The sequence below is a fragment of the Lysobacter gummosus genome (assembly GCF_001442805.1).
Classification (GTDB): Bacteria; Pseudomonadota; Gammaproteobacteria; order Xanthomonadales; family Xanthomonadaceae; genus Lysobacter; species Lysobacter gummosus.
In genome coordinates, this window is the sequence record NZ_CP011131.1 from 4,492,492 (window position 1) to 4,505,791 (window position 13,300).

Sequence of the window (13,300 nt, forward strand, 5' to 3'; positions counted from 1 at the left end):
GATATGGTCGCATGACTGATCGGTATTTGCTCATGAGGACAAGTTCGGCCGCGCCCGGGGCGGCCGTCGAATAATCGGAACCTCGGCCTCAGACCGCCCCCACGCGTCAACGAGATCGCCTCCCGCGGCAAAGCGCCCCTCGCGCCGGCCGTGGCGGCCGCGCTCGCCCTGACGTCCCCCGTTCGACCGCCCGGAGTGTCCATGTCCCGCCGCCTGTCCCTGCTCAGCACCGCCGTATTAATCGCCCTCGCCAGCTCGCCCGCCTGGGCCCAGGACGCCGGCGCCCCCGAGGCCCCGGCCTCGAATCCGACCAACCTCGACACCCTGATCGTCACCGGCACCCGCGTGTCCGACCGCACCGTGGCCGAGTCCACCGCGCCGATCGACATCATCACCCCGCAGACCCTGGAGTCCACCGGCACGGTCGAACTGGCCACCGCCCTGGCCCGCGCCCTGCCCTCGCTGAACTTCCCGCGCCCGGCCATCACCGACGCCACCGACGCGGTGCGCCCGGCACAGCTGCGCGGATTGGCCCCGGACCAGGTGCTGGTGCTGGTCAACGGCAAGCGCCGCCACACCACGTCCCTGATCAATCTCAACGACAGCATCGGCCGCGGCTCCTCGCCGGTGGATCTCAACGCGATCCCGATCGCCGCGATCGAGCGCGTGGAAGTGCTGCGCGACGGCGCCTCGGCGCAGTACGGCTCCGATGCGATCGCCGGCGTCATCAACATCGTGCTGAAGGGTTCCGGCGAAGGCGGCAGCATCGCCGCGCGCTACGGCCAGTTCAGCGCCGGCGATGGCAAGCAGTACCAGTTGTCCGGCGACGCCGGCTTCAAGCTCGGCGAGAACGGCAGCGTGCATCTGTCGGCGCAGGGCGGCCACAGCGACAACACCGACCGCGCGCGGCCGTACCTGGGCCCGGTCACGCCGACCAGCAATCCGCCGGGCAAGGTCGTGCATCGCTACGGCGATCCGGAAATCGATCAGGCCGCGGTGGCCTACAACGCGCAGTACCAAGCCGCCGAGGGCGTGGAGTTCTATTCCTTCGGCACCGCCAGCCGCCGCCGCGCGATTTCCAACGGCTATTTCCGCGCGCCCGGCAATGCGAACAACATTTTGTCGGTGTATCCGAACGGCTTCCTGCCGCAGATCGACAACCTCAGCAAGGACCGCGCGTTGGTGCTGGGCCTGCGCGGCCAGACCGGCGGCGGCTGGAATCTCGACCTGAGCTACAACTACGGGCAGAACCAGCTCGACTTCGACGTGCGCAACAGCTTGAACCGCACCCTGGGCGTCGCCTCGCCGCACGATTTCTACATCGGCGCGCTGGAAGTCACCCAGAACGTGCTCAACGCCGATTTCAACAAGGCTTTCGACGTGGGCTGGCTAAAGTACCCGCTGACCTTCGCCTTCGGCGCGGAATGGCGCGGCGAAAAATTCAACCAGAGCGCGGGCGAACTCGCCTCCTACGTCGCCGGTCCCGAGCCCGGCGCGCCGGGCGCGCAGGTGTTCCCCGGCTTCACTCCGTCCGACGCCAGCCGCCGCGACCGTCATAGCTATTCGTTCTACGCCGACGTGGAAACCGACGTGACCGACAAGCTCTCGCTCGGCGCCGCCGCGCGTTACGAGAGCTACAGCGACTTCGGCGAAACCACGTCCGGCAAGCTGTCGGCGCGCTACGCCTTCAGCGACAAGGTCGCGTTGCGCGGCACGGTCTCGACCGGCTTCCGCGCGCCGTCGCTGCAGCAGCAGTTCTATCAGTCCACGCAGACGGTGATCGTGCTCGGCGATCCCAACCCGTTCCAGGTCCGCACCTTCGCCGTGGACGATCCGGCCGCGATCGCGCTCGGCGCCGAGCCGCTCAAGGCCGAGGAATCCACCAACATCGGCCTGGGCCTGGTGCTGCAGCCAGTGGAAGGCCTGTACATCACCGTCGATGCCTATCAGGTGGACGTGGACGACCGCATCATCCTCTCGGAAAACCTGCGCGGTCCGGCGGTGGCTAGCTTCCTGGAAGCGCGCGGCTATCCCGGCATCAACGGCGGGCGTTACTTCACCAACGCGGTGGATACCCGCACGCGCGGCATCGACATCGTCGGCAGCTACAAGTGGACGCTCGGCAACGGCACGCTGGATCTCACCGGCGGCTACAACCACAACAAGACCACGCTGGAGCGCATCGCCGCCAATCCGCCGGAACTCACCGCCGGCGGCCTGAACCTGCAGCGCATCGGCCGGGTCGAACAAGGCCGCATCACCCAGGGCGCGCCGCGCGACAAGTTCTTCCTCGGCGGCAGCTGGAACACCGGCCCGTGGCGCTTCGACGCCACCGCGACGCGCTACGGCGAGTTCCACACCTTCAACGACGATCCCAGCGGCGTGCGCGATCAGACTTACGCGGCGAAGTGGACGTTGGATCTGGCCGCCACTTACGCCATCGACGGCTGGGAGTTCACCGTCGGCGGCGACAACGTGCTCAACGAGTACCCGGACGAATCGATTTACGCCAACAGCGAGAGCGGGCAGTTGCCGTACAGCGGCAATTCGCCGTTCGGGTTCAACGGCGCGTTCGCTTATGCGAAGGTCGGGTACAAGTGGTGAGGGATCGCAGCTAAGCGATCGAAACGCGAACGAATCAGGGCCGCCCAGTGCGGCCCTGATTCGTTTTTGCACAGGCCACATCACCGCGAGACGCCGCAAGTCTTTTGTGGGAGGGAGCTTTAGCCCCGATGCTTTTGTTTCAGATCACCGCGCCGGATCGAAAAGCATCGGGGCTAAAGCTCCCTCCCACAAAAGACCTCGTTGCGCCGTTCCCGCGCCCTGCACACCGCCGCGGCTAGGATTTCGCGCAAACCGGCCGCTGCGCGCGCGATCGACGGCGCGGGACTGAACCGGGATTCATCCAGACAGTGCCTGCCTGCAGTCCCCGCGGCCGGTCGCGGACGAAATGCGGCGCAGCCCTGCCGGCCAGCATGAAGTCGTCGCACCAGGCCCGCGCCGGCCTCCGGATTTTCAACAAAAATCTCGCAGAAACAATCGTTTGCGAGCGCCCGCCAAACGAGAAAGACTTGCATCGGGCGCCCCCAGCACACATTCTCTAAGGACCAGACCACAGGAGATCCGATGCACCACACGTCCCTGATCGCGATCCTGGTAGCCGGCTTCGTCCTGGCCTTCATCTTCGGAATGATCGCGCAACGCCTGCGGCTGTCGCCGCTGGTGGGCTACCTCATCGCCGGCATCATCGCCGGTCCCTTCACGCCGGGTTTCGTCGGCGATCAAACCCTCGCGCCGCAGTTGGCCGAAATCGGCGTCATCTTGCTGATGTTCGGCGTCGGCCTGCATTTCTCGCTCGGCGATCTGCTCGAGGTCAAAGCCATCGCCTTGCCCGGCGCGATCTTGCAGATCGTGGTGGCCACCGCGTTGGGTTGGGGCATGGCGTGGTATCTGGGGTGGTCGCACGGGGCCGGACTGGTGTTCGGGCTGGCCTTGTCGGTCGCCAGTACCGTGGTGCTGCTGCGGGCGCTGGAAGAGCGACGGCTGGTGGAAACCGCCAAGGGCCGCATCGCGGTCGGCTGGCTGATCGTGGAAGACCTGGCGATGGTGCTGGCGCTGGTGCTGCTGCCGGCGCTGTCGGGATTGCTCAAGGGCGAAGACACCGAAGGCTCGGCGATCTGGAGCCAGTTGTTCGTCACCCTGGCCAAGGTCGGCGCCTTCGTCGCGTTCATGCTGATTGTCGGGCGGCGGGTGATTCCGTGGATTCTCGAACGGGTCGCCGGCACCGGTTCGCGCGAGTTGTTCACCCTGTGCGTGCTGGCGATCGCGCTGGGCGTGGCGTTCGGCTCGGCCGAGCTGTTCGGGGTGTCGTTCGCGCTGGGCGCGTTCTTCGCCGGAATGATGCTCAACGAATCCGAATTCAGCCATCAGGCCGCCAACGAGACCCTGCCGCTGCGCGATGCGTTCGCGGTGTTGTTCTTCGTCTCGGTCGGCATGCTGTTCAATCCGATGATCCTGATCGAGGAGCCGCTGGAAGTGCTGGCGGTGTTCGCGATCATCGTGCTCGGCAAATCGGCCGCGGCCTATGCGCTGGTGCGCGCGTTCGGCAAGCCCAATTCGACCGCGCTGATGATTTCCGCCAGCCTGGCGCAGATCGGCGAGTTCTCCTTCATCCTCGCCACCCTCGGCATCGAGCTGAAGATCCTGCCCAAGGAAGGCCAGGACCTGATCCTGGCCGGCGCGCTGATGTCGATCGTGGTCAATCCGCTGCTGTTCGCCTGGCTCGACCGCAAGCAGGCGCGCGAAGCGGCCGCGCTGCAGGAAGCGCAAATCGATCCGGTGATCGCGCCGGTGCCGGCCGATATCGACAAGCATGTGATCCTGATCGGCTACGGCCGCGTCGGCAGCGAGCTGGCGCGCCTGTTGACCGAGCACGGCGTGCCGCTGGTGGTCATCGACGGCGAAGACAGCCTGATCGCCAAGGCGCGCGCGGCCGGTCTGCCGGCGATCCTGGGCAACGCGGTCAACGAGCGCGTGCTGCGCGAAGCCGTGCCCGAGCGCGCGACCACGGTGATGCTGGCGATCCCGCAGGCGCTGGAAGCCGGCGAGATCATCGCCAAGCTGCGCGAGATCAATCCGGCGCTGAGCATCGTCGCGCGCGCGCACAGCGACAACGAAGTCCGTCATCTCATCCAGCACGGCGCCGACGGCGCGGTGATGGCCGAGCGCGAATTGGCGCACAGCCTGGCCGAGATGGTGCTGGCCGCGCCGGTGTACCGCGGCGACCGTCATCTGCCGCCATCGACGGCCTTGGTCTGAGCGCGCTAGGCTGATCCCGTCTTTCTGGAAACCCGCACGATCATGAGCGCAATCGATACCTCCGAACCCGAGTCCACAGGCACCGAAAACACCCACGCCGATGCCGCGCCGGAAAACCTCGCGCCGCAGCTCAGCGCGACCGAGGCCCGCATCATCGGCAGCCTGATCGAAAAGGAAGCGACCACGCCCGACGCGTATCCGCTGACCCTCAACGCCATCGTCACCGCGTGCAATCAAAAGACCTCGCGCGAGCCGATCACGGCTCTGGAACAAGGCGAGGTCGCCAACGCGCTGCGCCGGCTGGAACCGCGCGGCTGGGTGAAGTCGCAGCACGCCTCGCGCGCGGAGCGCTACTCGCACCGCGCCGGCACGGTGCTGGACGTGACCCGTCCGCAGAGCATGCTGATTGCGCTGCTGATGCTGCGCGGCCCGCAGACCACGCACGAGTTGCTGGTGCGCAGCGAGCGCATGGCCAAGTTCGAATCGGCCGGCGACGTGCAATACGCGCTGGAACGGCTGGCGCAGCATTCGCCGCCGCTGGTGCGGCTGCTCGGCCGTCAGCCCGGGCAACGCGAGGATCGCTACGGCCATCTGCTGTGCGGCGAGCCGGTGTGGAACGGCAGCGTCTCGGGCGGCTCGGAGGACGGCGGCGGCGCGTCGCCGGCGGCGCAATCGGCGCTGATTCAACGCATCGAAGCGCTGGAGGCGAAGGTCGCCGAACTGGAAGCGCGGCTGGAAGCGGCCGGGGCCTGAGGTCCGTCGCGGGGACGGATGTGGTCGCGGCTGGGAATTAGCGGCGATCGCGCGGGTTTAGCTGCAACCCTCGCCGCGCCCTAGGCCAGCGGCAGATAGATATCCGTGCGCAGCAGCGCCGCGGGCACTTCGTCGGGATCGTCCAGATACTCGTGATGCAGCGGCGCGGCGCGCAAGGATTCGCCGCTGCCGGGCAACCACAGCGCCAATACCGCGTCGGTCAGCGCCTCCAGGCCATCGAAGGCGCCGACATGGCGGACGCGTGCGTAGCGGCCGCCGCCCAGTTGCATCTTGCGCAGGCCGGCGGCGGTAACCGGATCGAGGCGGAACGGCGCGCCCAGCGCGAGCATGCAATCGAATCCACAGGCCTGCGGCTCCACGTCGCGGCGATCGTCCCACGGCACGCCGTACAAGCCGCGCAGCGAATCCAGCAGTCCGTTCTCCGCGGCCCAGCCGAACAAACGGCCATAGCCCTGGTTCTGTTCCGGATACGCGCCGGTCACGCGCAAGGCGACGACCTGGAACGGATCGACGCTGACCACTTCCACGCGCAGCGGCGCCGCCGTCGCGGCGGCGTCGGTCGGCGGTGGCTGCGACAACCGGTCGATTTCGCGCCACAACCGCTCGGGCTGCGCGCGCAGTTCGCTGGGCGTGCCGCCCACGCCCTGGCGGAACGCGCGGGTGAAGGCCTGCGGAGTCTGGTAACCGACCGCGAGCGCGGCGTCGGTGATCGAGCGATCGGCGCTGGCGAGCAGGCGCAGCCCTTGCAGCAGGCGCAATCGCGCCACGGTCTGGCCGGTGGTTTCGCCGGTCATCGCCCGGTACACGCGATGGAAGTGAAACGGCGAGAACGCCGCGGCTTCGGCCAGGCGGCTCAGTTCGGGCGGGTCTTCGCCGCGTACGATCGCCTGCTCGATCAGCGCGACCGCACGTTCGATACGGCGCTGATGGGCGTTGCGGGTGACGGGCTTGAACGCGCCCTTGGCGCGTTCGCGCGAGGCGTCGTCGCCGGCGTCGTTATCGGCCTCGGCGGGCGGCGCGGTCGCAGCGGCGGGATGGTCCTTCACGGGGGACATGGCGGGCGCCTCGCGGCATGGGGGGATCGGTCGCCAGCGTCGCAGGCGCGGGCCCGGCCGGCGGTTCCTATCTTGCGCTTTCGCCGTCGGCCCTACTGCGACAAGGCCCAGGCGACCAGCACGCCGGCTTCGGTCAACTCGGTCAAGGCTCCGCAGGTGTCGCCGGTCATGCCCTGCAGGCGACGCATGCAGGCGCGGCGCCATAGCGCGAACAGCGCCAACGCCACCAGCAGCGCCACGCCGCCGCGCCAGCCGGCGAGCGCGCATGTCGCGGCACTGACCAACAGGGCGACGATGCAGGCCGCGCGCGGCGCATCGACCAGCGACTGCCCCAATCCGCCGCTGCGCACATAGGGCGTGGTCACGAACGCCAGGGTCAGCGCCGCGCGCGCCAGCATCGGCGCCAGCAGCAGCGCCGCCCACGCCGGCGCCGGCAGGCTCGCCAGCGCGGCGAATTTCAGCAGCAGCGCCAGCACCACCGCGACCACGCCGATCGGGCCGCTGCGCGGGTCTTTCATGATCGTCAGGGTGCGCTCGCGCCGTTGCGCTTCGTCGCGGCCCATGCCGCCGACCCAGGCGTCGGCGCTGTCGGCCAGGCCGTCCAGGTGCAAGGCGCCGGTCAATACCACCCACAACGTCAGCAACAGCGCCGCCACCAACAGCGGCGGGCGGGTCTGCAGCAGCCAGGCCAGCGCGCACAGCAAAACGCCGATCAGCAGCCCGACCAGCGGATACCAGACCAGCGAACGCGTCTGCGCGCGCGGATCGGCGAACACCCGCGCCGGCACCGGAATCCGGGTGAGGAACCCGATCGCGGCCAGCAGCGCGCGCATCAGCCGCCGACCGGATCGGCCTGAGCCAGCGCGGCCTGGCTTTCGCGCATCGGCTTCGGCGGCCAGTTCAACGCATGCAGCGAGGCATGCGCGACATCGATATTGAGCAGGTCGGTGTAACGCCGTCCCGCCGCCAGGCAGCGCAGCAGCCGGATCACCCCGCCGTGGGTCACCACCAGCACGCGCTGACCGGCGTAGCCGCGCACGATTTCATCCGCGGCCGCGGTCAGGCGCGCGGCGAAATCGGCGAAGCGCTCCGCGCCCGGCGGCGGATGCGCGACCGGATCGGCCCAGAACCGCGCCAGTGCGTCGCTCTCTTCAGCGGCGATCGCGTCCACCGGTTTGCCCTGCCATTGGCCGAAGTGATATTCGCGCAATCGCGGCTCCAGGCTCAGCGGCAAGCCGCGCACCTGCGACAACTCCTGCGCGAACGCCGCGCAGCGCTGCAGCGGCGAGCTGACGATGGCGTCCCAGTCGCGGCCGAGCACGGCGTCGCGCATCTGCCGCCAGCCCAGTTCCAGCAGGCTGTCGTCGAGTTGGCCGCGGTAGCTGCGATGGCCGGTGTCGCCGTGGCGCAGCAGATCGATGGGGGCGGCGTTTGAGCTCATCGCGGCATCAGTCCTTGTGCGCGGTCGGCGATCGTGGGCCACGATGATGCCTGCTCTGCGTCCACGCGGGAATGGGACCGCGAGCGCACTTGCGCAGGTCCATACACTTGCCCTACGAGGCGCGGCCGACGGTTCACGCGCGCGCGCCGGCCGAGACGCCGGCCTGGGCGAAGGTCGCCATGGCGTTGTGCAGATCGCAGGCCAGCCGCAGCAGCGGCACCGCCACCGCCGCGCCGCTGGCTTCGCCCAGGCGCAGTTGCAGATCCAGCAGCGGCTGCGCCTGCAGGGCGTCGAGCACCGCGGCGTGGCCGCGCTCGTGCGAGCGGTGCGCGTACAGCAGCCAGTCGCGGCAATCCGGATTGAGCCGCAGCGCCGTCAGCGCGGCGACCGAGGCGATGAAGCCATCGACCAGCACCGGCAGCCCGGCCTGGGCCGCGGCCACGTACGCGCCGGCCAGCGCGGCGATTTCGAAACCGCCCAGGCGGCGCAAGCGTTCCCAGTCGTCGCCGGCGCCGGCGTGCAACGCCAGCGCGCGCTCGATCACCGCGACCTTGTGCGCGATGCCGGCCGCATCCAGGCCGGTGCCGGCGCCGGCCAGTTCGGCCGGCGCGCGTTGCAACAGCGCGCAAGCCAGCGCCGCCGCCGAGGTGGTGTTGGCGATGCCCATCTCGCCGCCGATGAACACCTGCGCGCCGGCGTCCAGCGCCGCGCGCACGCTGGCCGCGCCGGCCGCTAGCGCGGCTTGCAGCTGCGCCTGACTCATCGCCGGGCCTTCGCAGAAGTTGTCCGTGCTCGGCGCGATGATCGCGCGATGCACGCCGGCCACCGGGCCCGGATCGTTGACCGTGCCCAGGTTGACCACGTCCAGATTGGCGCCGAGGCTGCGCGCGAGCACGCTGATCGCGGCGCCGCCGCTGGCGAAGTTACGCACCATCTCGCCGGTGACCGCCTGCGGAAACGCCGACACGCCTTCGGCGGCGACGCCGTGATCGGCGGCGAACACACTGATCCACACCCGCTGCGCCGACGGCGTCGGCGTGCGCTGCAACTCCGCCAGCCGCACCGCCAGCGCTTCCAGCGCGCCCAGCGAGCCCGGCGGCTTGGTCAGCTGTTGCTGCCGCGCCAGCGCCTGCGCGCGAATGTCCGCATCCGGGCGCATGCACTCGCCCCGCCACCACACGCCTTGCTCGTTCAAATTCAACACTCCTTCGATCGCCGTACTCACAACGCGGGCCCTTTCAACACCAGCGGCAAACCCGCGGCGACGAAGACCACCCGCTCGCACACCTGTCCCAGCGCCTGATGCAGCCGCCCGGCCTCATCGACATAACGCCGGGTCAATTCGCCCATCGGAATCACGCCCAGGCCGACTTCGTTGCTGACCAACAGCACCGTGCCGTCCAGCCCGGGCAAGGCCGACAACAAGGCGCTGCGTTCGCGCTCCCACACGCCCTCATCCGCCGCGCCGAGCAGATTGCTGAGCCACAGCGTCAGGCAATCCACCAGCAGGCAGCGGCCCGGCGCGGCTTGCGCGCGCAAGGTGTCGGCCAGGGCGAACGGCTCTTCGATGCAGGCCCACTGCGCCGGCCGGCGCGCGCGGTGATGGGCGATGCGCTCGCTCATCTCGCCATCCAGCGCCTGCGCGGTGGCGATGTAGACCACTTCATCGAACGACGACGCCAGCCGTTCGGCCAACGCGCTCTTGCCCGAACGCGCGCCGCCCAGAATCAGACTGCGCATGCGACCGGCTCCAATCCGAACAACTGCGCCAATGCCGCGGTATCCAGGTGCGCTTCCACTGCATCGGCCAGCCGTTCGATGCTGGCCTCGCGCAGGCCGCGCAGATCCAGCGCCTGCGCCTGCTCCAGTCCGGCCCAGCGCAACAACGCGGCCAGGGCCTGCGGCTCGTCGAACACGCCGTGCAGATAGGTGCCGAGGATCTGCCCGTCGGCGGAAATCGCGCCGTCGCGGCGACCGTCTTCCAGATGCATCGCCGGCCGCTCCAACGCGGCGCCGGTGCTGATGCCGCAATGGATTTCGTAACCGCCGACCGTCGCTTCGCCGAACGCGAGCCGGCCGCGCGCGTTGCGCAGTTGCTTGTGCGCGTCCAGGGTGGTCTCCAGATCGAACCAGCCCAGCCCGGTGCTGGAACCGGCCTCGCCTTCGATGCCGAGCGGATCGTGCACGGCGCGGCCGAGCATCTGCCATCCGCCGCAGATGCCGATCAGCTTGCCGCCGTAGCGCAGATGCCGGGAAATCGCCGAGGGCCAACCCTGCCGGCGCAGCCAGTCCAGGTCGGCGCGGGTCGATTTCGAGCCGGGCAGCACGATCAGATCGCACACCGGCGGGGTTTCGCCCGGGCCGACGAACACGCACTCGACCTGCGGATGCGCGCGCAGCGCGTCGAAGTCGTTGTGATTGCTGATCCGCGGCAAGGCCGGCACGGCCACGCGCAAGCGCGCGCCCTGCTTGCTCTCGTCGGCGCGTGGCAAGGCGTCCTCGGCCTCCAGGTGCAGGCCGTGCAGATACGGCAACACGCCCAGCACCGGCTTGCCGGTTTCGCGCTGCAGCCAGTCCAGCCCGGGTTGCAGCAGGCCGATATCGCCGCGAAAACGATTGATGACGAAGCCTTTCACGCGCGCGCGTTCGCTCTCGGACAACAGCGCCAGGGTGCCGACCAGATGCGCGAACACGCCGCCGCGGTCGATGTCGGCGATCAACAGTACCGGGCAATCCACCGCTTCGGCATAGCCCATGTTGGCGATGTCGTTGGCGCGCAGATTGATCTCGGCCGGGCTACCGGCGCCTTCGACCACCACCGCTTCGAACAGGTCGGTCAGGCGCTGGTGCGAGACCAGCACCGCTTCCATCGCCACACGCTTGTAGTCGTGATAGTCGCGCGCGTCCAGGTTGGCCACCGCGCGGCCGTGCACGATCACCTGCGCGCCGGTATCGCTGTTGGGCTTGAGCAGGATCGGGTTGAAATCGGTATGCGGCGCCAGCCCGGCCGCCTGCGCCTGCACCGCCTGGGCGCGGCCGATCTCGCCGCCGTCCTCGGTCACCGCCGAATTGAGCGCCATGTTCTGCGGCTTGAACGGCGCGACCGCGACGCCGCGGCGCCGCAGCCATCGGCACAGGGCCGTGACCAGCGCGCTCTTGCCCGCATCCGACGTGCAGCCTTGCACCATCACTACCCGCGCCGTCATGTATCGCTCCCGTCGTGATCGTGCATCGTCGCATCCTTGCGGATTTGCGCCAGCGCGTCGTCCAGTCGCTGCCACTCGTGTTCCGCGCCCGGCAAACCGAAACGCAGGCTCGGCGGTTGCTCGAACAAGCGGGTCAGGATGCCGCGCTCGGCCAAGGCCTGATGCCATTGCGGCGCGCGGCGGTCGCGGCGCCACTGGAAGAACGCGCTGCCGCCGCTGGGCGCCAGGCCGTGCGCGCTCAGCAATCGCGCCAGCCGCGCGCCTTGCTCCAGCAGTTGCGCGCGCATCGCATCCTGCCACTTGCGATCGGCCAGGGCATGGCGCAGCGCATAACGCGCCGGCCCGGTCAGCGTCCACGGGCCGAGCCGATCGCGCAGGCGTTCGAGCAAGGCCGGCGCGGCGCAGACGAAGCCGGCGCGGGCGCCGGCCAGACCGAAGAACTTTCCGACCGAACGCAATACGATCAGGCCGTCGCGCGCGCTGTCCGCGCACAGGCTGTGTTCGGGCGTGGCGTCGATGAAGGCTTCGTCGATCAGCAGCCAGCCGCCGCGCGCGGCCAGTTGCGCGTGCAAGGCCAGCAGCGCGTCGCGTTCGAACGCATCGCCGCCGGGATTGTTCGGATGGATCAGCACGATCACCTCGAACTCATCGGCGCGGGCGAACAGCTCCGCCGCCGAATGCGTCGTCACCTGGTGTCCGGCGCGCCGCCACGCGTGCGCATGCTCGGCGTAGCCGGGCGCGAGCACGCCCACGCGCGAGGGCGCGCGCAGCTCGGGCAAGGCCTGGATCGCGGCTTGCGAACCGGCGACCGCGAGCAGATCGCCCGCGCCGTAATAACCGCGCGCGACATCGAGCAAGCCGTCGTCGTCTTCCGGCAATCGATGCCAGGCGCGGGCAGGAATGGCCGGCACCGGCCAAGCGACTGGATTGATGCCGGTGGACAGGTCCAGCCAATCCCGCGCGGGAATGCCGTAGCGCTGCGCTGCGCGCAACAGGCGGCCGCCGTGTTCAAGCATGGTCGTCGCCTCCGCGCGCGAACCGTTGCAGTCGTGTCATGCCAACGCGACCGGCCTCATGCATCCGCATGCAGCCACCAGCCGAAGGCGAGCAATAGAAATCCGCACAGCCAGTACGCGGTTCCGCGCACCACCAGACTCAGCGCGCGCAGGATCGAATCGGCGTCGGGCGCGGCGCCCTCGCCCAACAACGGCCGCGATTCCCACACGCCGTGATACGGCGCGTCGCCGCCCAGCCGCACCCGCAGCGCGCCCGCGCCGGCGGCCATCACCGGGCCCGCGTTCGGGCTGTCCCAGGCGCTCGCCTGGGTGCGCCAGCAACGCAGCGCGCTGCCGGTGTGGCCGAGCGCGGCGTAAGTCATCGCGGTCAGGCGCGCGGGAATCCAGTTGAGCACGTCGTCGATGCGCGCCGCCGCCCAACCGAAGCGTCGATAGCGCGCGGTGCGATAACCCCACATCGCATCCAGCGTGTTCGCCAGCCGATACAGCACCACGCCGGCCGGGCCGAGCACGGCGAACCAGAACAGCGCCGCGAACACCGCGTCGCTGCCGTTCTCCAGCACCGATTCGGTCGCCGCCGCGGCCACGCGCTCGGCGTCGAGCGCCTGCGTATCGCGGCTGACGATGCGCCCGACCGCTGCGCGCGCGGCCGGCAGATCGGCGGCGGCCAGAGCGGCGGCCACCGGCGTGGCGTGTTCTCTCAGGCTGCGCAGGCCGATGGCGAAGTACAGGGCCGCGGCGGCGTAGACGCCATCGGCCCACGGCGACCACGCAAGCAATTGCCGCTGCAGCCACCACGCCGCGGCGCTGAACGGCACCACCGCCAGCAACCACGCCATCGCGCCGCGCACGCGGCTGTCGCGATGCAGGATCGATTCGATCGCGCGCGCCAGCCGCCCGAACGCCACCAGCGGATGCGCGCGCCGCGGTTCGCCCAGCAGCGCATCCAGCAGCACGCCGGCCAGCATCGCCAGGGCCAGCGGCATGAGA

11 protein-coding genes are annotated in these 13,300 nt (G+C 69.5%); 3 read left to right on the forward strand and 8 right to left on the reverse strand.

What is annotated here, in order from left to right; genetic code table 11:
* Positions 1–201 precede the first annotated feature (201 nt).
* The 3 genes from LG3211_RS18190 to LG3211_RS18200 all read left to right on the forward strand — a co-directional run bounded on the left by LG3211_RS18190 (position 202) and on the right by LG3211_RS18200 (position 5,571).
* Positions 202–2,604, forward strand: a complete 2,403-nt coding sequence (locus LG3211_RS18190) for a TonB-dependent receptor plug domain-containing protein (RefSeq protein WP_057944064.1) — start codon at positions 202–204, stop codon at positions 2,602–2,604.
* A gap of 522 nt (positions 2,605–3,126) precedes the next feature.
* Positions 3,127–4,818: a YbaL family putative K(+) efflux transporter gene (gene ybaL, locus LG3211_RS18195; protein WP_057944065.1), complete on the forward strand. Its 1,692-nt coding sequence runs from the start codon at positions 3,127–3,129 to the stop codon at positions 4,816–4,818.
* A 42-nt stretch (positions 4,819–4,860) separates the two neighbouring features.
* Positions 4,861–5,571 (forward strand): YceH family protein, encoded by a 711-nt coding sequence (locus LG3211_RS18200; protein ID WP_083512642.1) that lies wholly within the window; start codon positions 4,861–4,863, stop codon positions 5,569–5,571.
* A gap of 80 nt (positions 5,572–5,651) precedes the next feature.
* On the opposite strand, the gene LG3211_RS18205 is transcribed toward LG3211_RS18200, so the two are convergent.
* The 8 genes from LG3211_RS18205 to cbiB form a co-directional block, all read right to left on the reverse strand.
* Positions 5,652–6,647, reverse strand: a complete 996-nt coding sequence (locus LG3211_RS18205; RefSeq protein ID WP_083512643.1) for an AraC family transcriptional regulator — start codon at positions 6,645–6,647, stop codon at positions 5,652–5,654.
* Between the two features lie 92 nt (positions 6,648–6,739).
* Entirely contained in the window at positions 6,740–7,483 is a 744-nt protein-coding gene (locus tag LG3211_RS18210; protein ID WP_057944067.1) for an adenosylcobinamide-GDP ribazoletransferase, read from the reverse strand.
* Entirely contained in the window at positions 7,480–8,088 is a 609-nt protein-coding gene (locus tag LG3211_RS18215) for a histidine phosphatase family protein (protein WP_057944068.1), read from the reverse strand. Before LG3211_RS18215 ends, LG3211_RS18210 begins: the two co-directional genes overlap by 4 nt.
* A 133-nt stretch (positions 8,089–8,221) precedes the next feature.
* On the reverse strand, positions 8,222–9,247 hold the full coding sequence (gene cobT, locus LG3211_RS18220; RefSeq protein WP_057945574.1) for a nicotinate-nucleotide--dimethylbenzimidazole phosphoribosyltransferase: 1,026 nt from the start codon (positions 9,245–9,247) through the stop codon (positions 8,222–8,224).
* A 62-nt stretch (positions 9,248–9,309) separates the two neighbouring features.
* A complete protein-coding gene (gene cobU, locus LG3211_RS18225) occupies positions 9,310–9,828 on the reverse strand; it encodes a bifunctional adenosylcobinamide kinase/adenosylcobinamide-phosphate guanylyltransferase (protein WP_057944069.1) in 519 nt (172 codons plus the stop codon).
* Positions 9,816–11,294, reverse strand: coding sequence for a cobyric acid synthase (locus tag LG3211_RS18230; RefSeq protein WP_057944070.1), 1,479 nt, complete (start codon positions 11,292–11,294; stop codon positions 9,816–9,818). Before LG3211_RS18230 ends, cobU begins: the two co-directional genes overlap by 13 nt.
* On the reverse strand, positions 11,291–12,310 hold the full coding sequence (gene cobD, locus LG3211_RS18235; protein ID WP_057944071.1) for a threonine-phosphate decarboxylase CobD: 1,020 nt from the start codon (positions 12,308–12,310) through the stop codon (positions 11,291–11,293). Before cobD ends, LG3211_RS18230 begins: the two co-directional genes overlap by 4 nt.
* Before the next feature lie 56 nt (positions 12,311–12,366).
* Positions 12,367–13,296: an adenosylcobinamide-phosphate synthase CbiB gene (gene cbiB / locus LG3211_RS18240; RefSeq protein WP_057945575.1), complete on the reverse strand. Its 930-nt coding sequence runs from the start codon at positions 13,294–13,296 to the stop codon at positions 12,367–12,369.
* Between the last annotated feature and the right edge of the window lie 4 nt (positions 13,297–13,300).

What these genes read in the sequence shown, in the direction of transcription:
- LG3211_RS18230 (WP_057944070.1), bottom strand. Translation starts at nt 11,294, where the DNA reads ATGACGGCGCGGGTAGTGATGGTGCAAGGCTGCACGTCGGATGCGGGC.
- LG3211_RS18190 (WP_057944064.1), top strand. Translation starts at nt 202, where the DNA reads ATGTCCCGCCGCCTGTCCCTGCTCAGCACCGCCGTATTAATCGCCCTC.
- cobT (WP_057945574.1), bottom strand. Translation starts at nt 9,247, where the DNA reads ATGCGCCCGGATGCGGACATTCGCGCGCAGGCGCTGGCGCGGCAGCAA.
- cobU (WP_057944069.1), bottom strand. Translation starts at nt 9,828, where the DNA reads ATGCGCAGTCTGATTCTGGGCGGCGCGCGTTCGGGCAAGAGCGCGTTG.
- LG3211_RS18205 (WP_083512643.1), bottom strand. Translation starts at nt 6,647, where the DNA reads ATGTCCCCCGTGAAGGACCATCCCGCCGCTGCGACCGCGCCGCCCGCC.
- cbiB (WP_057945575.1), bottom strand. Translation starts at nt 13,296, where the DNA reads ATGCCGCTGGCCCTGGCGATGCTGGCCGGCGTGCTGCTGGATGCGCTG.
- cobD (WP_057944071.1), bottom strand. Translation starts at nt 12,310, where the DNA reads ATGCTTGAACACGGCGGCCGCCTGTTGCGCGCAGCGCAGCGCTACGGC.
- LG3211_RS18215 (WP_057944068.1), bottom strand. Translation starts at nt 8,088, where the DNA reads ATGAGCTCAAACGCCGCCCCCATCGATCTGCTGCGCCACGGCGACACC.
- ybaL (WP_057944065.1), top strand. Translation starts at nt 3,127, where the DNA reads ATGCACCACACGTCCCTGATCGCGATCCTGGTAGCCGGCTTCGTCCTG.
- LG3211_RS18200 (WP_083512642.1), top strand. Translation starts at nt 4,861, where the DNA reads ATGAGCGCAATCGATACCTCCGAACCCGAGTCCACAGGCACCGAAAAC.